Raw genomic sequence first — 20,373 nt, forward strand, 5'->3', positions numbered from 1 at the left:
GCCGTCGCCTTGCCCGGCGAACACACCTGACCAGTGGCGAGGGCCGGGGCATCCGTGCCACTTCGCAGCATCCGATTAAGGGGTGCGTCGCAACGCGGTGGACTCGACCAGTACGCCCATTGCCTCGTCGAGGAGTTCGGACAACGGAGTGGCCCCGCCGCCGGCCGTCCAAGCGTCGGTCGCGGCATCCAGGCAGGAAATCGCCGACGCTACGAGGGCCCGGGCGCGCAGGTCATCGGTGGGTTCACCGCCCAGTCGACGGAAGATCTCCGGCACCAACAGGCTCTGCCAGCCCTGCGTCTTCTCCCACTGGCGGGTCATCAGGGCGCAAGCGTCGTCGAGCAGCCGCATCAGGTCCAGGAACGGTTGAGGCTCGTCAGGCTTCGGCTGGGTGATCACGTCGAATGAGCGGCGCAGCGATTCCCAGTGCTGCTCGTCGGCGGGGCGCGCGGCGAGCGCGGCGGCGATCTTATGACCGAACTCACCCATCTTGCCGAGGATGAGCTCCTCCTTCGTGCCGAAGTACCGGAAAAACGTGGTGCGCGACAGGCCGGCCTCGGCGGCGATCTGTTCGACTGTCGTGTTGTCGAACCCCTGTTCAGCGAAGAGCCGGAACGCGATTTTGCTGACCTCATCGCGCATCGCGGCGCGTGTCCGCTCCCGCAGCGTGAAGCGCGCGCCCCTGGATGTCTCAGCCATGTCGTGAGTGTAGTTCACAGACCCTAAGTGGTACTCCATTCCATATTGGGATATGGTCTCTAATGTTGTCTTCGTATCTAAAAGAGGAGTGCTTCCCATGAGCAAGGTTTGGTTCATCACTGGTTCTTCGCGCGGCTTGGGCCGCCGGTTCACCGAGGCCGCGCTGTCGCGCGGCGACAAGGTCACGGCGACCGCACGCAATACGGACACACTGGCCGACCTGGTCGCCACCCATGGCGACGCGATCCTGCCGCTGACCCTGGATGTTACGGACAAAACGGCCGTGACCGAGTCCGTCCAGCGCGCCCACGAGCACTTCGGACGCCTGGACGTAGTCGTCAACAACGCCGGCTACGGCCTGTTCGGCATGGTCGAAGAACTGACCGAAGACGACGTCCGCGCCCAGTTCGAGACGAACCTGTTCGGCACCCTATGGGTCATCCAGGCGACACTGCCCTACCTCCGCGATCAGGGCAGCGGCCACATCATCAACGTGTCCAGCCTGCTCGGCCTCGCGGCCTTCCCCACTACGGGCGGCTATACCGCCACCAAAGCAGCCGTCGAGGGACTCTCGGACTCCTTGGCCCAGGAAGTCGCCGCCTTCGGCATCAAGGTCACCGTCGTCGAACCCGGTCCCTTCGGCACCGAATTCAACACCTCCTCCGCCCATTCCGCACCGCTGTCCGCCTACGACAGCTTCCGGGAGACTGTCAACGCCAGCTTCGCCACCGTCCCCAACCCCGACCCGGCCGGCGTCGGCCCCGCGTTGCTCAAGGTCGTCGACGCCGGCGCCCCACCGTCCCGAATCTTTTTCGGCACCTTCCCCCTCCAGATCGTCCCGCAGCTCTACGCCGACCGGGTCGAGGGCTGGCAGGAGTGGGCCGAATTGTCCGCCGCCGCCGAGGCCGGCCCGGCCTGACCATCCCCGCCCTGTGCTTACCGGCGCCGGGCGGCCCGTCCACCAACGGTGGAATAGCCCTGACGGACATTGATGCTGCGGGGACTCCGCCGGGGGCGGAACAGGCCTCGGGCCGCCAGAACGCCCTCGCCGCGGCGCTCAAGGAATACGGTGCGCTGCGGCACCCTGGCCACGAACGCCGTGATCGCTTGGACCACAGAGTATTACGGCCTCGCGGTTGAGCAGATGCGCGCGAGGGGTCGCCGCATCGATGACGATGTGCTGGCCCACATCTCCCCGGCGCACAGCGAGAACATCAACTTCTTCGGAGCGATCGAGGTCGACATCGATGCCGAACTCGCTCAACTCGGCCCGACAGGCTATCGGCCGCTGCGGGTGCGCGACACGTTGTTCTCACTGGGTCCCGCGGCACTGCCGGCGTTCTCGACTGTCCCCGCGTATAGGTGCCGGGGTGTCGGTCAGGGGATGAGTCGGGCGCCGAAGGGGTTGTCCAGTGCGATCTTCCAGCTGTGGTCGGGTTGGCGGCGCAGGGTGGCCACCGACAGTCCGCTCTGAGCGACCGGGGTGCCGTCCGGGGCGGTACCGGTCATGGTCCACGGCGCGATGTGCACGGCGGTGTCACCGGCGATCATCACCTCGTGGCCGTTGCCGTAGCGGAAGTGGGGGCTCAGCGCGGCGAAAGCGGCGAACCCCTCGCGCAGTTGCCGCTCGCCGCGCACCTGGGCGCCCGGCTCGAACGCCACGACCGCGTCGTCGACGTAGTAGGACAACACCGCGTCGATATCGCCGCTCTCCAGGGCCGCGGTCATCGCGGCGACGGTGTCGATCACGTTCTGTTCCATCGAGATTCCTCGTCTGTGCCTGCTCGGTGACGCCGGGTTCACCGAGGGTGTGCTTGTGGGGACCGACAGAATCTAACTTCAACATTTCGATTATGCAACTGTTATGGTTATGCTGGAGGTATGAAACGGTCGGATGGAAAATCGACGTGTCCGATGAACATGTTCCTCGAGGTGTTCGGCGATCCGTGGACCCTGCTGGTGCTGCGTGACATGCTGCTGGTCGGCAAACGGCGCCCCGCGGAATTCCTCGACTCCGCCGAGGCGATCTCGACCAGTGTGTTGTCCGATCGACTCAAACGGCTCGAGGCCGCCGAGATGGTGCGTCGCGTGGGTAGCGGGGAGCGCAACCAGGTCCACTACGTCCCGACCGGCAAAGCCGTCGACACGCTGCCGGCGCTGTTCGAGATGGCGTTGTGGAGCATGAACCACGAACCGGCGGCCGCGCCCCTGCAACGGGTGATCACCCGCATCCGCGAAGACCCCCTCGACTACATCGCCGAGATCCGCGCCGAGCTCGAACGCGAGACCGCCCCGCGCGACCGTGACCCGGTCGAGTCGACCTGACACCCGACCTGCTCGAACCACACTCGCGCTCACCGCGACCGGTGGCCCGGCCTACACAGGACGCCGGTAAGAACTGCGTCTTCAAACGGGTGACATGGCGCCACTGTGCCCACCAGTGCAGCACCCAATTGGAAAGGCAGGCGTAGTGGATCCCCCGGATAGACGAAGCCTCCGCCGGGTGCTCCGACGGAGGGACCGTCGCGAGCTTCAGAAGGTGCGCTCGGCTACCTTCACCCGTTCACTCGCCAGCAACGCGGCGCGCAGTTCGTCGGCCGACAGCGGCGCGGCCGGGGCCTCGAGAATGCGCTCGACCGGCACACTGGGGTCGGCAAGGTAGATCCGGGTGTACGCACCGGCCTCAGGCTCGAAACGCCAAGCCTCACTCGAAGTTCCGGCGTCGACAGTATCGAATCCGAGGCGGTCGATCAGCTCTGCCGCCCGAGCCTTCGCCCCCTGGTCCGCGCCCGCTATGGGTAGGGCGCTGCGGTCCGGCGCCCCGGAGGGGCGGGCGAGCTGCGGGATATGGTGGGCCAGGATGTTGTTGAATGCCTTGACCAGCAAGACACCGGGCAAGAGCTGCTCGGCCAATTCAGTAGTGGTCATCTTTTCGGCATCGAGTTCGGCAATCCGGCCATCACGGTAGGGGTAGTAGTTGCCGGTATCCAGCACGGTCCGGCCCCGCAGCAACTCAGCGGGCAGGGAACCGTACGCGTTCAGCGGGATGCTGAGCAGGATTGTCTCCCCGGCGCGGGCAGCCTGCTCCACAGTGCCCGCCGTAGCTCGCGAGCCCAGTTCGTCGACCAGATCAGCCAAGCTCTGCGGCCCACGCGAGTTGGCGATCACGACATCGATGTCCGCCGCTACTGCCAGCCGCGCCACCGCGGCCCCAATATTTCCGCTTCCGATTATTCCCAGAGTCGGCATCGCCGTTCCTTTCATTGTTGCGGTCAGTGTCGGGGCAAATCTTCGAAGCATGAGGTGCGTCGAAGCAGACGAGCTCATCTAGCATCAGCCCTGGTCAGCGGAACTCGTCGCGTGGCGCGCGCAGTCGCCGAGGTCGCAGACCCCGAAAAGGCGCTACGACAGTGGATAGCCCCTCCGGACGCGCAGACCGAGCGGAGCGAATCCACTGCGGGTTACACGATGAATCCGTCCGCCAGCCCCCGGAACGAGCGGTCCATCACATCGGTCAACGGCTCCGATGGCCACGTAAGCCAATGCTCGTATGCGGCAATCGCTACCCCGAGCGCCGCATACGCAACCGATTGCGGCAGTAGTTCCTCGGCTGGAAGGCCGAGACGGCGACCGACGAATTCAGCGACAACGTAGCGCCACTCGCGATACCGCAACGTCGCATGCGCCTGTAGCGCGGGAACACCCAGAATCAGCTCCATGCGTTTGCGGTGCCAAGGCACGTGAGCTGGATCGAAGCGGTTGAACTCAACGACGACCGTTCGGATCGCATCCATGATCGGCTGATCATTCGGGCAGTCGCGGAAGCGCTCCCGCATCACGTGCAACTGCTTGCCGAAATCGCCCCATACGACGTCGTTCTTGGACCCGAAGTACCGGAAGAAGGTGCGCTTGCTGATACCTACAGCTGCGGCGATGGCCTCCACTGTCGTTGCGTCGAAACCGTGCTGATCGAATAGCTCGAAGGCCGCGCGTTCCAGTTCGTCCGCATTCGTCGACCGCCGACGGCCAGGCCGAATGACGGACGCCATGCCGTCGGCTGATGAGCTTTTCACCATCACCTCTTCCATTATGGCACTGGGTGACATTATGCTGTGGCTCACATCCAATCCATTCGCCATGGAGTAGCCCATGAGCAACCCAACGCAAGACCAGACAGTAGTCGCCACAGGCGACGCTCTTGTCGAGGAAGATCTGCCCGTAGAAGCGGTCTCGATCGACGGCATGTGCAGTGTCTACTGAACCAACCGCCTTCGGCCCGCCCCTGCCGTACGCCCTGGCGGGGTCGGAGTCCTACCGTGCCGAGTCCTTCGGCGCACTGGTCGACGACTACGCAACCCGTCGGCTGTCATTTCTGACGCCGGACTCGGGCGGCTTCGAAACCGTTGGCGCGCATCGGAACTCTTCACGCGATTGCGCGAGCCACAGACCGGCGGCGCGTGCACCTCATGCTCGGCCTACGACTCCTGCCGTGGCGGCTGCATGGCAGCCAAGTTCTTTACCGGCCTGCCGCTGGACGCCCTGATCCCGAATGTGTACGTGGCAACGCCGAACTCGCTCTCGCCGGGGTGGGCAGTAATCGGCCGCAGCCTGATAAAGACCATTCCCGCACACGCCCGGCGCGGCGCGCGGTGGTACTCGGCATGCCCTCAGCAGCCGGAACCACCCTGCCGATCGGCCCACCGGATCGCGCCTGCGACACCAGCCCGCTGGCTGGTCTGCGCTGACTCCCTTATCAGAGAAGGATTTTCACATGGCAAGCACTCGCGACTGGTTCGAGTCCGTCGCCGAGGCACAGCGGCGTGCGAAGAAGCGAGTCCCAAGTCGGTGTATCTGGCACTGCTGGCGGGTTCGGAAGGCGGGATCACCCTCGCGGACAACACCGCCGCCTTCGCCGAACTCGGCATGCGACCGCACATCGCCGACCTGCACGCGACACGTGACCTGACCACCACCGCGCTGGGGCAAGAGATCTCGATGCCGGTAATCTGCTCGCCGACCGGCGTGCAGGCTGTCGACCCGTCTGGTGAGGTCGGCGTCGCCCGGGGCGCGGCGCGCTCCGGAACGGCTCTCGGGTTGTCCTCGTTCGGTTCCAAGCCGATCGAAGAGGTAGTCGCCGCGAACGAGAAAACCTTCTATCAGGTGTATTGGCTGGGGAACAAAGACGACATGGTGACACGGCTGGACCGGGCCCGTGACGCCCGAGCCAAGGGCCTGATCATCACCCTGGATTGGATCTGCGCGACGGCCCGCGACTGGGGTAGTCCCGCACTGCCGGAGCGGATCGATATAAAGACCGCACTCACTTTCACGCCCCAGGTGCTGAGCAGGCCTGGCTGGCTGTGGCGCTTCGCCCGCTCGGGCAAATTCCCGGATCTGACCACCCCGAATCTGGCCCCGCGTGGTGAGACCGGGCCGACCTTCTTCGGCGCCTACGCCGAATGGATGGCCACTCCCCCGGCCACCTGGGATGATCTCGCCTGGCTGCGGTCACAGTGGGACGGCCCGTTCCTGATCAAGGGCATCTCCCGGCCCGATGACGCCAAGCGCGCCGTCGATATCGGCGTGACCGCCATCTCCGTCTCCAACCACGGCGGCAATAACCTCGACTCCACCCCCGCGTCGATCCGACTACTGCCGGGCATCGCGACAACTGTTGGCGGACAGGTGGAGATCCTCCTCGATGGTGGTATCCGCCGGGGCAGTGACGTGGTCAAGGCCGTCGCGCTCGGAGCCGACGCCGTCATGATCGGCCGCCCCTACCTTTGGGGAATGGCCGCCGCGGGTGAACACGGCGTTCACAATGTCCTCGAAGTCTTGCGGCAGGGCATCGATGCCACGCTGTACGGACTCGGCCACGCCTCGATCCATGATCTGACCCCGGACGATGTGCTGGCACCGGATGGGTTCACACGTGGTCTGTGATGAGTGACGTTCCCATCGCGATCGTCGGCTCTGGGAAACCACGACCCGGGACTGGACGCCGATGTTCGACGTCGGCGTGTACGGCGGCGACGCTAATTTCGCCAGCGCCGCAATCCCTGCCCCGCTGCGGCGCCTCGAACCCCGCACACGGCGGGGTTCGTCGGCGGCGATTCCCGACGGCTCCAGTGGCGAACACGCGGCCTTCCCCGCCACGCTGTCCATCGGACGGGCAGCGTTGAGACTGCTTGCTCGTCGAACTCGTCCACTCCGCGGACCGTTTCGCGGACGTCATCTCGTCAACGGCCACGGTGGCAATCTCTTGCCCCTTGACACCGCGGTGCAGTTCCTGCGCGCGGAAGGTCGCTCAGCGCATCGATTAAAGGAACAAGCCTCCGTCGTTGGTGCCGCCTGAGACTGCGAAAGAATCGGCTTTACCTAGCGCGATAGATCGGCCGGCATCACAGCAAACCGCACGGCCGAGCGGGCCGGCGGGGCTGATCCGGGAGGCAGAAGAGCGCCAGATGCGCGGCCGCGGTGAGCACGTCGCAGGTCGCCGCGGACTGGCAGCGTGCGTGTGAGACTTAATGGTCGTCGACGAGGACGCGATTCGCTGACGCTCCACAAGTCGAGGTTCGACAACTACGCTGCTTCGGTGACAGTTGCGGGGTTGCTGCTGGCGGCCGGGGCCGGGCGACGGTATGGGATTCCGAAGGCGTTGGTGCGGTATCGGGGAAGTCTGTTCGTCGAGCTCGCGGCCGGCGTGCTACATGCGGGCGGGTGTGGGCCGGTGGTGGTTGTGCTCGGGGCCCAGGCCAGTGAGGTGCGGAAAGTCGCCACACTCACGGGGTCGACCCTGATCGACAATCCGGACTGGGCCACCGGGATGGGATCGTCGCTGCGCGTAGGCCTCTCCGCACTTGGTGACTGTGACGCTGTTGTCGTGCTGCCGGTCGATACACCGGGGGTTACCGAGGCCGCCGTCCGGCGGCTGGTAGATCTGGCCGCACCGGCTGCGCTCGCGCGGGCTACCTATGACCGAAATCCAGGACATCCCGTGCTGCTCGGCAGGGATCACTGGGCTGAAGCTGCGAAACTCGCCATCGGCGACGAAGGGGCGCGGCCGTATCTCGCACGACACGACGTCCACATGGTGCCCTGCGACGACGTGGCTGTCGGCGACGATGTCGATCGGCCGGAAGATCTGCGCTGAGGTCGACGCTGGCCCCCGTCGGCAATGTCCCGACGTTGCGATAACAGCATTCTCATCCCAAGCGAATGATATATTCACACACGGCAATCACATTCCGAAGCCGAGTACTGCCGGAGTCACCCATGCGAACGATCCCTCCCGAACTTGTCGAGCGCTACGAGGTCGAGGGGTGGTGGAATCGGGACACCATCGGCGACATGCTGGCGCGCGGGCTCGCGGCCGCACCCGGCACCTGCTTCCGGGTACATTCCGCGGTCCGGCCGTGGTCCGGGACGTTCCAAGAGGTCGAGGTGGTGGCTCGGCGGCTGGCGGCGGGGCTGCGGGCTCGCGGGGTGGGACCCGGAGACGTGGTCGCTTTCCAGTTGCCGAACTGGATGGAGGCGGCGGCGACCTTCTGGGCTTCGTCGTTCCTGGGTGCGGTGGTAGTGCCGATCGTGCACATCTACGGACACCGAGAGGTCCGCTACATCCTGGAGTCGGTGCGACCGCAGGTGTTCGTGACCGCGGAACGGTTCGGCGCGTGGGAGTTTCGCGAGGAGCTGTGCGCCGAGGTGCCGATCGTGGGCGTGGTCGGCCGTGATTTCGACGAGCTGCTGGCCGCCGAGCCGATGACGGGCGTGGCCGCGGTCGATCCGCGGAGTCCGGCGGTGTACGCCTTCACCTCCGGCACCACGCGGGCGCCCAAGGGCGTGGTGCACAGTCATCAGACGCTGGGGTGTGAGACCCGTCAGCTGGCAGCGCACTATCCGGCCGATCTGGGTCCGCAGTTGACCGCCGCTCCGGTCGGCCATTTCATCGGCATGGTGAACGGACTGCTGATCCCGGTAATCGACGGTGTGGCAGTCGATCTCGTCGATCGCTGGGATCCGGCGCTGATCCTGGATCTGATGCGGACCTACGACAGTACAGTGGGCGGCGGCGTGCCGTACTACATGACCAGCCTGATCGACCATCCGCTTTTTACGCCCGAGCATCTGCGATACATGAAGTACGCGGGCATGGGTGGTGCGCCGGTCCCGGCCTCGGTCGCCGAACGGCTCACCGCGTTGGGGATCACGGTGTACCGCGCATACGGCAGCACCGAACACCCGTCGATCACCGGATCACTGTGCACCGCACCAGAAGCCAAGCGGCTCTATACCGACGGCACCAACCAGCCCGGGGTAGAGGTTCGGCTCACCGACGAGGGTGAGATCGTGAGCCGTGGCCCGGATCTGTGCCTCGGTTACACCGATGACGCCCTCACAGCGGCGGCTTTCGACGCCGAGGGCTGGTATCACACCGGCGATATCGGATCCCTGGACTCGGACGGCTATCTCACCATCTCGGACCGCAAGTCCGACATGATCATTCGCGGCGGCGAGAACATCAGCGCACTCGAGGTAGAAGAGGTGTTGCTGAGCCTGCCCGGTGTCGCCGAGGCGGCGGCTGTCGCCGCCCCCGACGATCGCCTCGGCGAGCACGTGGCAGCGGTCTTGCGCCTGCATCCGGGCGGTCATGCCCCGTCACTCGAACAACTGCGGGCACACTTCGCCGCGGCCGGGCTGGCGAAACAGAAGTGGCCCGAGGAGATTCACGTCGTGGCGGACTTTCCGCGCACCGGTAGCGGCAAGGTGCAGAAGTTCCGGGTCCGGCAGAACCTGGTCGCCCCGGTACCGCAGTAGCGCGAAACCACGGCGGCTGAGCAGGTTTCGGCGCACCGCCATTCGGTGGGCGGGGCTCGCGGTGGAATCAGTGACCCCGCCACCGTGGTGGTCGTTTCTCGGCGAACGCTCTGGGCCCTTCCTGTGCATCCTCGCTGCGATAGCAGACCTCGGACGCGGTGCGCGCTGCCTGCAACGCCGCCCCTCTCCCCATTTCCGTTGCGAGCATGACGGTTTCGCGCGCGGCTCGCACCGACAGCGGCGCTCCTTCGAGAATCTCGCGCGCCAATGCGATTGCGGTATCCAGCAATTCCGCGGGTTCGGCGAGCCGGTTCACCAGGCCGATCTCGTAGGCGCGCTGCGCGGTAATGGGTCTACCGGTGAGCAGTAACTCCATCATGATGCGCTGCGGAATCATATGGATGAGCGGCGCCGCCCACGGCGAGCTGCGTCCCACTCGCACCTCGGTGATCGCGAAGCGCGCGCTGGTGCTCGCCACGCACAGGTCGCAGGCCTGGGCGATCATCCAGCCGCCGGCGAAGGCGACACCGTTGACGGCCGCGATCGTGGGCTTGGACAGTTCGATGGTGTCGTAGGGCAGCGGGAACATCGAACGCGGCGGCACCGCCATCTCCGTCTCGACCATCTCCGCCAGATCGCCGCCCGCGCAGAATGCCTGCTCCCCCGCGCCGGTGAGGATGGCGACGTGCAACCGTGGATCGCGTTCGAATCGGTCCCAGGCCGCGTAGAGCCCGTCGCGCACATCCTGTGCCAGGCAGTTCCGTCGCTCCGGACGATTCAGCGTGAGGACGGCGATGCCGTCGGGGCGCGCGTCGAACAGCACCGCGTCGTTCATCAGAAACCTCTCCGCGCGATGGCGTGTGCTGTTCGGGCCAGTTCGTCCCGGAAGTCGGGGTGGGCGATGGCGACGAGCCGGCGGGCACGCTCGGCCAGGTTGCACGCTCGCAGTTCGGCCGCGCCGAACTCGGTGACGACCACGTCCACGTCACTGCGCGCGGTGGTCACCGGACCCGAAAGCCCGGCGGTAATCCGGCTCACCGCACCGCCTTTCGCGGTGGCGGGCAGCACGATGAGCGCGTGCCCGCCGGGCGATCGCGCGCCGCCGCGCACGAAATCCACTTGCCCGCCGGTTCCGCCGAGATAGGTCGTGCCGCTCTGTTCGGCATTGACCTGACCACTGAGGTCGACCTCGACCGCCGAGTTGATCGTCACCAGCCGCTCCAGCGCCGCGAGCACTCCCGTGTCATGGGTGTAGGACGTGGCGCACATGCGAATACCGGGATTGCGGTGCGCGAACTCGTAGAGCCGCCGGGTCCCGATGAGCGCGCCGGTCACCGACACGCCCCGATCGATGCGTTTGCGCGTATTGGTGACAACACCGGCCTCGACAAGTCCGACGAGGCCATCTCCGACCATGCCGGAGTGCACGCCGAGATCCCGGCGGTCGTACAGCATCGGCAGGATCGCGTCGGGCACCGCTCCGACACCGGTTTGCAGGACCGCACCGTCACCGATGTAATCCGCGGCGAAACGCGCGATAGCCGTATCGGTTTCGCTGACCCGCGAGGGTGGCACCTGAACCGGCGACCGCGAGACGCGGACACCGACATCGATCCGGGAGCTGGGAAGCGTCGCACCGTAGGTATGGGGCACCTGATCGTTGATCTCCGCCACCACGATCCGCGCCACGGTGACCGCCGCCTCCACATAATCGCTGACCAGACCGAAACTGTGATTGCCCCACGAGTCCGCCGGTCCGACCTGCACGAAAGCAACGTCGCAGGCGAGGGAGCCGCCTCCGATCATCGGGCCGATCTGGCTGACATGGCACGGAATGACCTGCAGTGCGTGCGCTTTGGCCATCCCACGTAGAGCGCCGATCGCACCCATGCTGGACAGCGCGAAACTCTCGGCCGTCGCAGGGGTGAACAGGCCCGAGAAACTGGTCGCGGTGAAGACGGACAGTCCCCCGATCGCAGCCCCCTGGGCGATCAGCGCCTCGATCAGGGAGGTCGGTTCTCCACACGCTTGGCCGACGACGATCCGGTCCCCCGCACGCAGGAACGCCCCGAGGTCCAGCTCGGCGGGATCCTCGATGAGCTTCACGAGCGCTCCCGGGACATCGGCCGGTCGGATTCGCCGGTGGTCGGCCAGCTGGTGCCATCGGCGGCCAGGGCGGCACCGACCTGCGCGGTGTCCACACCCAGCCGCGGAGCGGGCCCGGCGACCGCGCCGGGTGTCCGCGAGAACCACGCGGGCATTCCGGGAAAGCGGACCGGGCCGTTCGGGCTCTCGACGGTCTCGAAGAATCCCACCGCGTTCAGATGCGCATTGCCGAACAGTTCGTCGAAGGAGCGCACCGGTGCGGCCGGAATGTCGAGTGCGCGCAGCAGTTCCAGCCATTCCTGCGTCGTCCGCTCGGAGAATGTGTTGCCCAGCAAGGCGTAGACAGCGTCGATCTGCTCCGCGCGTTGCGCGAGAGTCGCGAATTCCGCACCGGCCCATTCGGGTTCGACCGCCTCGACGAAGGCCGACCACTGTTTGTCGTTGTAGACCAGCGCCGAGATGTATCCGTCCTTGGTCCGGTACGGCTTGCGGTTGGGCGCGACGGCGCGCGGATAGATCGCAGCGCCCAGTGGCGGTTCGAACATCGCGCCATTGGCGTGTTCCACCAGCATGAAGGCCGCCATGGTCTCGAACATGGCGACCTCCACCTCTTGGCCCTCTCCGGTCCGTTCGCGGTGGAACAGCGCCATGACGGTGGCCCACAGTGCGGTCAGACCCGCCACCTTGTCGGCCATGATGGTTCCGGCATAGCCTGGCGCGCCGGTCAATTGCTCCTGCGCGAACGGCAGGCCGCATTCGGCCTGGATGGTGTCGTCGTAGGCGGTCAGGTTCGCGTCGGGGCCGCGGCGGCCGTAGCCGTAGCAGTTGGTGTAGACGATCGCGGGGTTCACCGCGGCCACCTCCGAGTAGGCGAAGCCGAGTTCGGCGATCGCTCGTGCGCGCATCGAATGGATGAAGACATCCGCGTGGGCGAGCAGATCCCGCAGTGCGCGTGCACCTTCCGCCCTGCGCAGGTCCATGACCACGCTGCGCTTGCCGCGATTCACGTTGACGAAGACACCCCCGAGCCCTGGTTCCGGCCCCACCGAGATGTAACGGGTGTTGTCCCCGGCCGGCGGTTCGATCTTGATGACGTCGGCGCCCATATCGGCCATGATCTGAGTGCAATACGGCCCCATGACCATTGCCGTCAGATCGACCACGCGCACCCCGGTCAACGGGCCTGTGTGCCTCATCTGCCTCCGCTCCACCAGATCTGGACGACGGATGCCACATTATCTGACTAATCCTTGCAAGGATAGTAAGGATGCTGATATCAAGGGGGCGTGGAAACCAGTAGAGTCGCGGTAGTACCGCGGCCCACGTCCATCGCGACGGTGCTCGATGCGGCGCTCGCCGCCCGCCCGGAAGCGCCTGCGGTGGAGGCGATTTCGGGCGTCTGGTCCTATGCGGAGCTGAACGAGCGGGCGCACCTCGCGGCGGGCGCGCTGTGGTCGCTCGGCGTGCGGCCCGGGGATCGCGTCGCGGCCTGCCTGCCCAACGACCTCGATATCGTCGCGGCTTTCCATGGCGCGCAGCGGATCGGCGCGATCTGGGCGGGCATCGGCGAGGCCCTGTCGGCGAGTGAGCAGGAGGACCTGTCCGAGCTGTGCGAGCCCAAAACCGTTCTGGCCGGGCCGAACTGCCACCTCACGTCCCCGGTGTGCATAACGCCGGATCGCTGGTCGGACCTCCTGGCCGAGCCCCACGCGGCCCCACGCGTGCCACCGAACAGCGACGCACCCGCCGGAATCGCTTTCACCAGCGGCACTTCCGGACACCCGAAAGCTGTGGTGCACAGTCAGCGCAACCTGCTGCTGCCGGGTGCGGTCCTGGTCGCCACCCGAGGCTGGGGACCGGAACTGCGCAAGGGCGACAGCTTCCCGCTGACCATCCTGAACCTGATGGTGTTGTCCACGCTGCTCACCGCGCAGGCGGGCGGATGCGCGGTCCTGATGAACCGGCGCGATGCCGACGGTGTCGCGGACTGGATCTCCGAACGCCAGGTGGCGGTGTGGAACGGCGCACCCGCCCAGCTCTACGACCTGGCTCGGCAACCACAGCTGAATCTCGGTTCGCTGCGGGAAGTGTGGAGCGGCGGCAGCGATACCCCCGACAGTGTGCGCATGGCATTCGCCGACGCGCACGGGGTGATTCCGCGCGCGACCTACGGCCTCACCGAAGCGCCGACGGTGGTCGCTATCGACCCCGTGGGAGCCCAGTGGCGTCCGGGTGCGAGCGGGCGGGTGCTGCCGCAGTTCGAGGTCGCCGCCTACGACGACGGGGCGCGGCGGCTGCCGCCCGGCGAACTCGGTGAATTGCGCATCGTCGCGGCAGCTTCCGGTCCGTGGGCGAAATCGTGGACCCCGGCTCTGGGTTACTGGGAATCCGGCGGCGTCCGGCGCCTCGAGCCCACGCCCTTTCCCACCGGAGATATCGGCACCGTCAGCGCGGACGGATGGCTGAGCGTGCTGGATCGCAAGAAGCTGGTCATCCTCCGGGGCGGAGCCAACGTGTATCCCCTCGAGGTGGAACGGGTCATCAGGAAACATCCGGCGGTCACGAAGGTCGCGGTGTGCCCCATCCCCGACGACCGGCTCGGCCAGCGAGTCGCCGCTTTGATCGAAAGTCCATCGCCCACACCCGATTTCGGCGCCATCGCCAGGCTGTGCCGAGACGAGCTGGCCGGCTACAAAGTGCCGGAGATCTGGGCGCGCCTCGAAGCGCTGCCCGTCAATGCCATGGGCAAGGTGGACCGCACCCGGCTCCCGGAGCTCCTCGCGCGGGAAACGCTCGTGCGCATCACTCCCGGCAGCCGGATATGAGCACCGCGCGCATCTTCGACCTCGACGGCCGGGTAGCCATCGTGACCGGCGCGTCCTCGGGCCTGGGCGCGGCCGTCGCGCGGGCCCTCGCCGGGCTCGGCGCACAGGTCGCGGTGGTAGCCCGCCGCGCCGACCGATTGGCCGAGCTCGCCGCGGAGATCGACGGCACCGCCGTGCCGTGCGACCTATCCTCGGCGGCGAACATCGCCTCGATCGTGCCGGTGGTCGCCGACGCGCTCGGCCCGCCGGAGATCCTGATCAACGCGGCCGGAAACCGCTTCTCCACCGCGCGCGCCGAATCGGAGACACCCGACGAGATACACCGGACCGTGGAGCTGAACCTGCTGGCTCCATTCCTGCTGGCACAGCAGGTCTTTCCGCACATGCTCGGCATCGGCCGCGGCGCGATCGTCAACGTCTCGTCCATCTCGGGCCGAGTCGGCGTACCCGGTATTCCGCAAGCCTCCTACGCGGCCAGCAAGGCAGGGCTCTCGGGGCTGACCGCGGAGCTGGCGGTGCAGTGGGCGCGCCACAGCATCCGGGTCAACACGGTCGCGCCCGGCTTCTTCCGCAGCGAGATCACCGACGGCCTCTACGACAGCGCACGCGGCGGCGAGTACCTGCGGCGCAACACCCCGCTACCCAGAGAGGGAACAGCCGAGGACATGGTCGGCGCGATCGTCTGGCTCGCCGGCGCGGCCGCGAGCTATGTAACCGGCCAGACGATCGTCGTCGACGGCGGCTGGACCGCCCGCTGACCGCCCGCATCAGGGCCACCCAGAACCAGGAGGGAATTCCACTCATGTTTTCCGCACTTCTCGTCGAGAAAGACGAAGCCGGACAATCGGTTTCGCTGACCAGCGTGGACGAGGCGCAACTGCCCGAGGGGAACGTCACCCTCGCGGTGGAGTACTCCACGCTCAATTACAAGGACGCGCTGGCCATTACCGGCAAGTCGCCGATCGTCCGCAAGTACCCGATGATCCCGGGTATCGATCTGGCGGGCATCGTCACCGCCAGCACGCACGCGCACTGGTCACCAGGCGATCGCGCAGTGCTCAACGGCTGGGGTGTCGGCGAAAGCCATTGGGGCGGGCTGGCACAGCGGGCCCGCGTCGACGGCGACTGGCTGGTGCCGCTGCCCGCCGCCTTCACTACCCGTCAGGCGATGGCGCTCGGCACGGCCGGGTACACCGCGGCGCTGTGTGTGGATGCGCTGCTGCACCACGGGCTGCGACCGGATCAGGGCGAAGTGCTGGTCACCGGGTCTACCGGGGGTGTCGGCAGCGTGGCCGTCGCACTGCTGGCCGCCGCCGGATTCACCGTGGCCGCGGCGACCGGCAAGACCTCCGAGGCCGAGTACCTGCGGGGGCTCGGCGCCGCCACCGTGCTGGACCGCGCCGAACTCGCCGAGCGCGGTAAGGCGCTGCAGAAGGAGCGCTGGGCCGGGGTCGTCGATGCCGTGGGCAGCCACACCCTGGCCAATGCCTGCGCCCAGACCCGCTACGGCGGCGTGGTCGCCGCCTGCGGATTGGCCCAGGGCATGGATTTCGCGGGGACCGTCGCCCCGTTCATCCTGCGCGGGGTGACCCTGCGCGGCATCGACAGCGTCATGGCGCCCACACCGCGGCGCACCGAGGCCTGGGCCCGGCTGGCGGAGGATCTGAAACCTGAAGCGCTGGAGTCGATTACGCAAGAGGTCGGCTCGACCGAGGCGATCGCGGCCGCGCACCGGCTCATGGACGGTACGGTGCGCGGCCGCATCGTCGTCGATGTCAATCGATAAGCAGGAGACACAGTGAGCAAGCAGACCGTCGAACTCGATCTGTCCGATGTCGAACCCCGGGTCGGTCAGCCGGTCGGCGGCGGACAACTCTGGGAGCCGTGCAGCGCCTCCGATATCCGGCGCTGGGCCATGGCGATGGACTATCCGAATCCGCTGCACTGGGATCAGCAGTTCGCCCGCGCATCCCGCTACGGCGGGCTCGTCGCGCCGCAATCCATGGCCGTCGCGCTCGATTACGGGCACGGCTGCGCACCCGCGTGCGTCGGCCGGATCCCGGGCAGTCACCTGATCTTCGCTGGTGAGGAGTGGTGGTTCTACGGCGCGCCGGTGCGGCCCGGCGACCAGCTCTTCCAGGAGCGCCGCTTCCACGACTACACGGTGGCGGACACCAAATTCGCGGGGCCCACGCTGTTCTCGCGCGGCGACACCACGCACCGCAATCAGCACGGTGTGCTGGTTGCCCGGGAAAGGTCCACGACCATCCGCTATCTGGCGGAGGAGGCCCGCAAGCGCGGCATGTATGACAAGCAGGCCGGCGAACTGAAGCGCTGGAGCACGGCCGAACTCGAGGCGGTGCACGCGGTGCGCACCGAATGGCTGATGACCAACCGGCAGGGGATCTCGCCCCGGTTCGAGGATGTAAAAGTCGGGGACACGCTGCCACGCCGGGTAATCGGCCCGCACAGCATCGCCAGCTTCACCACCGAGTACCGGGCCTTCCTGTTCAATATCTGGGGCACTTTCGAATGGGTCGCGCCGCCCGGCGTCGAGGATCCCTGGGTGTATCAGGACCCGGGCTGGATCGAGGGCTTCGCCTTCGACGAGGAGGGAGCGAAGATCGATCCGCGTAAGCGGGACGGTCTCTACGTCGGCCCCTCGCGCGGGCATACCGACGACGCGAAGGCCGACGAGGTCGGTATGGCACGCGCCTACGGCTACGGCGCGACCATGGGCGCCTGGTGCACCGACTACCTGGCCTACTGGGCCGGCACCGATGGCCTGGTGCGCCACATCAAATCAGACTTCCGGCTGCCCTCCTTCGAGGGCGACGTGACCTATTTCGACGCCGAGATCATTGGCAAACAGGCGCTCTCGACCTGGGGTGTGCCCGTGGTCGAGGTGAAGCTGCGCCTCACCGATCAGAACGGCGGCGTGCTGGTGGATTCCACCGCCGAAGTCGAGCTGCCGCTCTAGCGGCACGGATAGAAGCAGAGGCAGCACATGGACGCACAGGCGGATTCGATCCTGTCCGGTCCCCCGCTGGACACCGAGCCCGGCCTCGGAACACTCACCCTCCCGGGCTTCCTGCGGGAGGTGACCGAGCTGTACCGCGACCGCGAGGCGCTGGTAGCCCGAAACTCCGAGGAGATCACGCGCTGGAGTTACACCGACCTGTGGGAGCGATCGGTAGAAGTGGCCCGGGCCCTGCATGCGATCGGGCTGGGCAAGGACGGCCGAGTGGGCGTGTTGATGACCAACCGGCCGGAGTGGATCTCGGCGGTCTTCGGCACCGCTCTGGCCGGGGGCGTGGCCGTCACCCTCAGCACCTTCTCCACACCGGCGGAGCTCGACCAGCTGCTCCAGTCTTCCGGGGTGTCGGTGCTGCTGTTCGAACAACGGGTGCTGGCAAGGGATTTCGCGGAGGTGCTGACCGAACTCGAACCGGATATCGGCACCGCCGCGCCCGGCATGCTGCGCTCAGCGCGATATCCGTTCCTGCGCCATTTTGCCGCCATCGGCACCGCGGGCGAGGGTACGGCCGTCGACACCTGGGCTGGTTTCCTCGCGCGCGGGGACGGCGAACGGGACGCGTCGATCGCAGCGACCGCCGCGACGGTGCGCCCGAGTGACCCCGCCGTGCTGTTCTTCTCCTCGGGTTCGACGAGCACCCCGAAAGGCATTCTCAGCGCGCATCGCGGTGTGGCCATTCAGATGTGGCGTTTCCGGCGGATGTACGGCTTCACCCCGCAGGACGAGGTCCGCGGCTGGTCCGCCAACGGCTTCTTCTGGTCCGGCAATTTCGCACTGGCGCTGGGCGCGACTCTGGCATGTGGCGGATCCCTGGTGCTGCAACCGACTTTCGACCCCGCCGAGGCCCTGGCCCTGATGCAAGCCGAGCGGGTGAACTTCCCGTTCGCCTGGCCGCACCAGTGGGAGCAGCTCGCGGGCGCACCCGGCTGGGACAGCACCGACCTGAGCAGTATGCGATTCGTGGACGCGCGCAGCCCGTTCGCGCAGCACCCCACCGTCACATCGAACTGGACCGAGCCGAACCACGCCTATGGCAACACCGAAACCTTCACCATCACCACGTCGTTCCCCGCCAACACCCCGGAGGCGGAGCACGCGGGCAGCAATGGCGTCCCCCTGCCCGGTGTGACGATCAAGATCGCCGACCCGATCACGGGCGCGGTGCCGCCCCGGGGCGAGAGCGGCGAAATCTGCGTCAAGGCACCGACACTCATGCTCGGCTATATCGGCATCCCGCGCGACGAGACCCTCGATGCCGACGGATTCTTCCGCACCGGCGACGGTGGCTATCTCGACGCGGCCGGTCGCTTGTTCTGGGTCGGCCGCCTGACCGACATCATCAAGACCGGCGGCGCGAATGTCTCACCGGTGGAAGTCGACGAAGCCCTGGCCGCCTACCCGGGCGTCAAACTCGCGCGCACCGTCGGGGTGCCGCACGACACCCTCGGCGAGGTGGTCGTCGCCTGCGTGGTGGCCCACGACGGGGTAACGCTCGATGAAACCAAGATTCGCGCCTTCCTACGCGAACGCCTGGCGAGCTACAAGGTGCCGCGCCACGTATTGCCGTTCGCCGAGGACGATTTCGCCCTCACCGGCAACGCCAAGATCAAATCCAGCGAGTTGCGCACCCTGGCCGCACAGCGGCTGACGACCTGAGCCGCGTCCCCCACGCCATCGATTCCGAAGTATCGACAAGGAGATCACCATGACCAAGCGCGACCTGCCGTACCCGCTGTTCGACGCCGACAACCACCTCTACGAGACCCGGGACGCGCTGACCAAGTTCCTGCCGGACCGGTATCGCGACGCGATCAAATACGTCGAGGTCGACGGCCGGACCAAGATCGCGATCCGGGGCCAGATCAGCAATTACATCCCGAACCCCACCTTCGACGTGGTCGCCCGGCCGGGTGCGATGGAGGACTACTTCAAACACGGCAACCCCGACGGCAAGAGCATGCGCGACATCTTCGGCAAGCCGATCCCGTCCTCGCCGGCTTTCCGCGAACCCGGCCCGCGCCTGGAACTCATGGACGAGCTGCAGATCGAGCGGGCCTTGATGTTCCCAACCCTGGCGAGCCTCATCGAGGAACGCATGAAGGATGATCCGGAGCTCATCCACGCGGTCGTGCACTCGCTGAACCAGTGGCTGCACGACACCTGGTCCTTCAACTACGCCGATCGCATCTTCACGGTGCCGGTGATCAGCCTGCCGATCCTGGACAAGGCGATCGAGGAGCTGGAATGGGTGGTGGAGCGCGGCGCCCGGGCCATTCTGGTCCGACCGGCCCCGGTGCCCGGACTGTATGGTCCCCGCTCGTTCGCAGTGCCGGAATTCGACCCGTTCTGGAAGCGCGTGGTCGAACTCGACGTACTGGTCACGATGCACTCCTCCGACAGTGGCTACGCCCGGCACGCGTCGGAATGGGACGGCGGCTCGCGCGAGATGCTGCCGTTCCAGATCAATACCTTCAAGATGATCAACGAATGGCAGCCGATCCGCGACGCCATGGCCTCCTGGGTCTGCCACGGCGCGCTGTTCCGCTTCCCGGAGCTCAAGATCGCCGTCATCGAGAACGGCGCCGCGTGGCTGCCCGGTCTGCTCGAAAGCCTCGCCACGGTCTACAAGAAGGCCCCGCAGGGCTTTCCGAGCGATCCCGTCGAGGCGATCAAGAAGATCCACGTCAGCCCGTTCTGGGAGGAGGACCTGGTGGAGTTGTCCCGGGTCATCGGCGCCGATCACGTGCTGTTCGGTTCCGACTACCCGCATCCGGAGGGCTTGGCCGAGCCCGCCCGCTACGTGGACGAGATCAAGGATCTCCCGCTCGCGGACCAGAAGCTGATCATGGGCGGAAACCTCGCCCGGTTGCTGAACGTCTGAGTACCGGA

Annotated in this window: 18 protein-coding genes and 2 pseudogenes; 13 read left to right on the top strand and 7 right to left on the bottom strand. The window is 66.8% G+C overall.

Annotated features, from left to right (window positions below; genetic code table 11):
* Positions 1–75: 75 nt before the first annotated feature.
* Positions 76–699: a TetR family transcriptional regulator gene (locus tag ACFQZZ_RS24490; RefSeq protein ID WP_378685183.1), complete on the bottom strand. Its 624-nt coding sequence runs from the start codon at positions 697–699 to the stop codon at positions 76–78.
* Between the two features lie 97 nt (positions 700–796).
* Here ACFQZZ_RS24490 and ACFQZZ_RS24495 point away from each other — a divergent pair, with 97 nt between their 5' ends.
* Together ACFQZZ_RS24495 and ACFQZZ_RS24500 are read left to right on the top strand one after the other, a co-directional pair.
* Complete coding sequence (locus ACFQZZ_RS24495; protein WP_378685186.1) at positions 797–1,618, top strand: SDR family NAD(P)-dependent oxidoreductase; 822 nt, start codon at positions 797–799, stop codon at positions 1,616–1,618.
* Positions 1,619–1,774: 156 nt separating this feature from the next.
* Positions 1,775–2,011 (top strand): annotated as a pseudogene (locus ACFQZZ_RS24500) (Tn3 family transposase); the annotation flags it as partial.
* A 65-nt stretch (positions 2,012–2,076) separates the two neighbouring features.
* Here ACFQZZ_RS24500 and ACFQZZ_RS24505 read toward each other — a convergent pair.
* Complete coding sequence (locus ACFQZZ_RS24505; protein WP_378685189.1) at positions 2,077–2,460, bottom strand: YybH family protein; 384 nt, start codon at positions 2,458–2,460, stop codon at positions 2,077–2,079.
* Between the two features lie 120 nt (positions 2,461–2,580).
* Here ACFQZZ_RS24505 and ACFQZZ_RS24510 point away from each other — a divergent pair, with 120 nt between their 5' ends.
* Positions 2,581–3,024: a winged helix-turn-helix transcriptional regulator gene (locus ACFQZZ_RS24510; protein WP_378685192.1), complete on the top strand. Its 444-nt coding sequence runs from the start codon at positions 2,581–2,583 to the stop codon at positions 3,022–3,024.
* 207 nt (positions 3,025–3,231) lie between these two features.
* On the opposite strand, the gene ACFQZZ_RS24515 is transcribed toward ACFQZZ_RS24510, so the two are convergent.
* Positions 3,232–3,948 carry an NADPH-dependent F420 reductase gene (locus ACFQZZ_RS24515; RefSeq protein WP_378685195.1) on the bottom strand — a complete coding sequence of 239 codons (717 nt, stop codon included), beginning with the start codon at positions 3,946–3,948 and terminating at the stop codon, positions 3,232–3,234.
* Positions 3,949–4,160: 212 nt separating this feature from the next.
* Complete coding sequence (mftR, locus tag ACFQZZ_RS24520; protein ID WP_378685197.1) at positions 4,161–4,850, bottom strand: mycofactocin system transcriptional regulator; 690 nt, start codon at positions 4,848–4,850, stop codon at positions 4,161–4,163.
* On the opposite strand from mftR, the gene mftA reads away from it, so the two are divergent.
* From mftA to ACFQZZ_RS24540, 4 genes and pseudogenes are all read left to right on the top strand, one after another.
* Positions 4,849–4,959, top strand: a complete 111-nt coding sequence (gene mftA, locus ACFQZZ_RS24525) for a mycofactocin precursor MftA (protein ID WP_378685200.1) — start codon at positions 4,849–4,851, stop codon at positions 4,957–4,959. The genes mftR and mftA overlap by 2 nt on opposite strands.
* Positions 4,960–5,470: 511 nt before the next feature.
* A pseudogene (gene mftD / locus ACFQZZ_RS24530) lies at positions 5,471–6,642 on the top strand (pre-mycofactocin synthase MftD).
* Positions 6,643–7,294: 652 nt separating this feature from the next.
* Positions 7,295–7,852 carry an NTP transferase domain-containing protein gene (locus ACFQZZ_RS24535; protein WP_378685203.1) on the top strand — a complete coding sequence of 186 codons (558 nt, stop codon included), beginning with the start codon at positions 7,295–7,297 and terminating at the stop codon, positions 7,850–7,852.
* Positions 7,853–7,974: 122 nt separating this feature from the next.
* The gene (locus ACFQZZ_RS24540; protein WP_378685206.1) at positions 7,975–9,516 is read left to right on the top strand and encodes an AMP-binding protein; all 1,542 of its coding nucleotides are present in this window, start codon (positions 7,975–7,977) and stop codon (positions 9,514–9,516) included.
* Positions 9,517–9,583: 67 nt separating this feature from the next.
* Here ACFQZZ_RS24540 and ACFQZZ_RS24545 read toward each other — a convergent pair whose 3' ends face one another.
* The 3 genes from ACFQZZ_RS24545 to ACFQZZ_RS24555 are packed head-to-tail and all read right to left on the bottom strand — an operon-like array spanning position 9,584 to position 12,818.
* Entirely contained in the window at positions 9,584–10,351 is a 768-nt protein-coding gene (locus tag ACFQZZ_RS24545; RefSeq protein WP_378685210.1) for an enoyl-CoA hydratase/isomerase family protein, read from the bottom strand.
* Positions 10,351–11,622, bottom strand: a complete 1,272-nt coding sequence (locus tag ACFQZZ_RS24550) for an acetyl-CoA hydrolase/transferase family protein (protein WP_378685213.1) — start codon at positions 11,620–11,622, stop codon at positions 10,351–10,353. Before ACFQZZ_RS24550 ends, ACFQZZ_RS24545 begins: the two co-directional genes overlap by 1 nt.
* Positions 11,619–12,818 carry a CaiB/BaiF CoA transferase family protein gene (locus tag ACFQZZ_RS24555; RefSeq protein ID WP_378685216.1) on the bottom strand — a complete coding sequence of 400 codons (1,200 nt, stop codon included), beginning with the start codon at positions 12,816–12,818 and terminating at the stop codon, positions 11,619–11,621. The genes ACFQZZ_RS24550 and ACFQZZ_RS24555 overlap by 4 nt, the downstream gene beginning before the upstream one ends.
* Positions 12,819–12,908: 90 nt before the next feature.
* Between ACFQZZ_RS24555 and ACFQZZ_RS24560 the strand changes: the two genes are divergently transcribed.
* The 6 genes from ACFQZZ_RS24560 to ACFQZZ_RS24585 are packed head-to-tail and all read left to right on the top strand — an operon-like array spanning position 12,909 to position 20,365.
* Positions 12,909–14,447: a class I adenylate-forming enzyme family protein gene (locus ACFQZZ_RS24560; RefSeq protein WP_378685218.1), complete on the top strand. Its 1,539-nt coding sequence runs from the start codon at positions 12,909–12,911 to the stop codon at positions 14,445–14,447.
* Complete coding sequence (locus ACFQZZ_RS24565) at positions 14,444–15,205, top strand: SDR family NAD(P)-dependent oxidoreductase (protein WP_378685220.1); 762 nt, start codon at positions 14,444–14,446, stop codon at positions 15,203–15,205. The genes ACFQZZ_RS24560 and ACFQZZ_RS24565 overlap by 4 nt, the downstream gene beginning before the upstream one ends.
* Positions 15,206–15,249: 44 nt before the next feature.
* Positions 15,250–16,233: an MDR family oxidoreductase gene (locus tag ACFQZZ_RS24570; RefSeq protein WP_378685223.1), complete on the top strand. Its 984-nt coding sequence runs from the start codon at positions 15,250–15,252 to the stop codon at positions 16,231–16,233.
* A gap of 12 nt (positions 16,234–16,245) precedes the next feature.
* Complete coding sequence (locus ACFQZZ_RS24575) at positions 16,246–17,427, top strand: MaoC family dehydratase N-terminal domain-containing protein (RefSeq protein ID WP_378685226.1); 1,182 nt, start codon at positions 16,246–16,248, stop codon at positions 17,425–17,427.
* Positions 17,428–17,454: 27 nt separating this feature from the next.
* Complete coding sequence (locus ACFQZZ_RS24580; protein ID WP_378685228.1) at positions 17,455–19,140, top strand: class I adenylate-forming enzyme family protein; 1,686 nt, start codon at positions 17,455–17,457, stop codon at positions 19,138–19,140.
* A gap of 49 nt (positions 19,141–19,189) precedes the next feature.
* Positions 19,190–20,365, top strand: a complete 1,176-nt coding sequence (locus tag ACFQZZ_RS24585; protein WP_378685231.1) for an amidohydrolase family protein — start codon at positions 19,190–19,192, stop codon at positions 20,363–20,365.
* The last annotated feature ends 8 nt before the right edge of the window (positions 20,366–20,373 follow it).

Source organism: Nocardia sp. GCM10030253 (assembly GCF_042675075.1).
Lineage (GTDB): Bacteria > Actinomycetota > Actinomycetes > Mycobacteriales > Mycobacteriaceae > Nocardia.

Bases quoted from the DNA above. Each gene is read 5' to 3' on its own strand.
- ACFQZZ_RS24490 (WP_378685183.1), bottom strand. From the start codon at position 699: ATGGCTGAGACATCCAGGGGCGCGCGCTTCACGCTGCGGGAGCGGACA.
- ACFQZZ_RS24495 (WP_378685186.1), top strand. From the start codon at position 797: ATGAGCAAGGTTTGGTTCATCACTGGTTCTTCGCGCGGCTTGGGCCGC.
- ACFQZZ_RS24505 (WP_378685189.1), bottom strand. From the start codon at position 2,460: ATGGAACAGAACGTGATCGACACCGTCGCCGCGATGACCGCGGCCCTG.
- ACFQZZ_RS24510 (WP_378685192.1), top strand. From the start codon at position 2,581: ATGAAACGGTCGGATGGAAAATCGACGTGTCCGATGAACATGTTCCTC.
- ACFQZZ_RS24515 (WP_378685195.1), bottom strand. From the start codon at position 3,948: ATGCCGACTCTGGGAATAATCGGAAGCGGAAATATTGGGGCCGCGGTG.
- mftA (WP_378685200.1), top strand. From the start codon at position 4,849: ATGAGCAACCCAACGCAAGACCAGACAGTAGTCGCCACAGGCGACGCT.
- mftR (WP_378685197.1), bottom strand. From the start codon at position 4,850: ATGGGCTACTCCATGGCGAATGGATTGGATGTGAGCCACAGCATAATG.
- ACFQZZ_RS24540 (WP_378685206.1), top strand. From the start codon at position 7,975: ATGCGAACGATCCCTCCCGAACTTGTCGAGCGCTACGAGGTCGAGGGG.
- ACFQZZ_RS24545 (WP_378685210.1), bottom strand. From the start codon at position 10,351: ATGAACGACGCGGTGCTGTTCGACGCGCGCCCCGACGGCATCGCCGTC.
- ACFQZZ_RS24555 (WP_378685216.1), bottom strand. From the start codon at position 12,818: ATGAGGCACACAGGCCCGTTGACCGGGGTGCGCGTGGTCGATCTGACG.
- ACFQZZ_RS24565 (WP_378685220.1), top strand. From the start codon at position 14,444: ATGAGCACCGCGCGCATCTTCGACCTCGACGGCCGGGTAGCCATCGTG.
- ACFQZZ_RS24570 (WP_378685223.1), top strand. From the start codon at position 15,250: ATGTTTTCCGCACTTCTCGTCGAGAAAGACGAAGCCGGACAATCGGTT.
- ACFQZZ_RS24580 (WP_378685228.1), top strand. From the start codon at position 17,455: ATGGACGCACAGGCGGATTCGATCCTGTCCGGTCCCCCGCTGGACACC.
- ACFQZZ_RS24585 (WP_378685231.1), top strand. From the start codon at position 19,190: ATGACCAAGCGCGACCTGCCGTACCCGCTGTTCGACGCCGACAACCAC.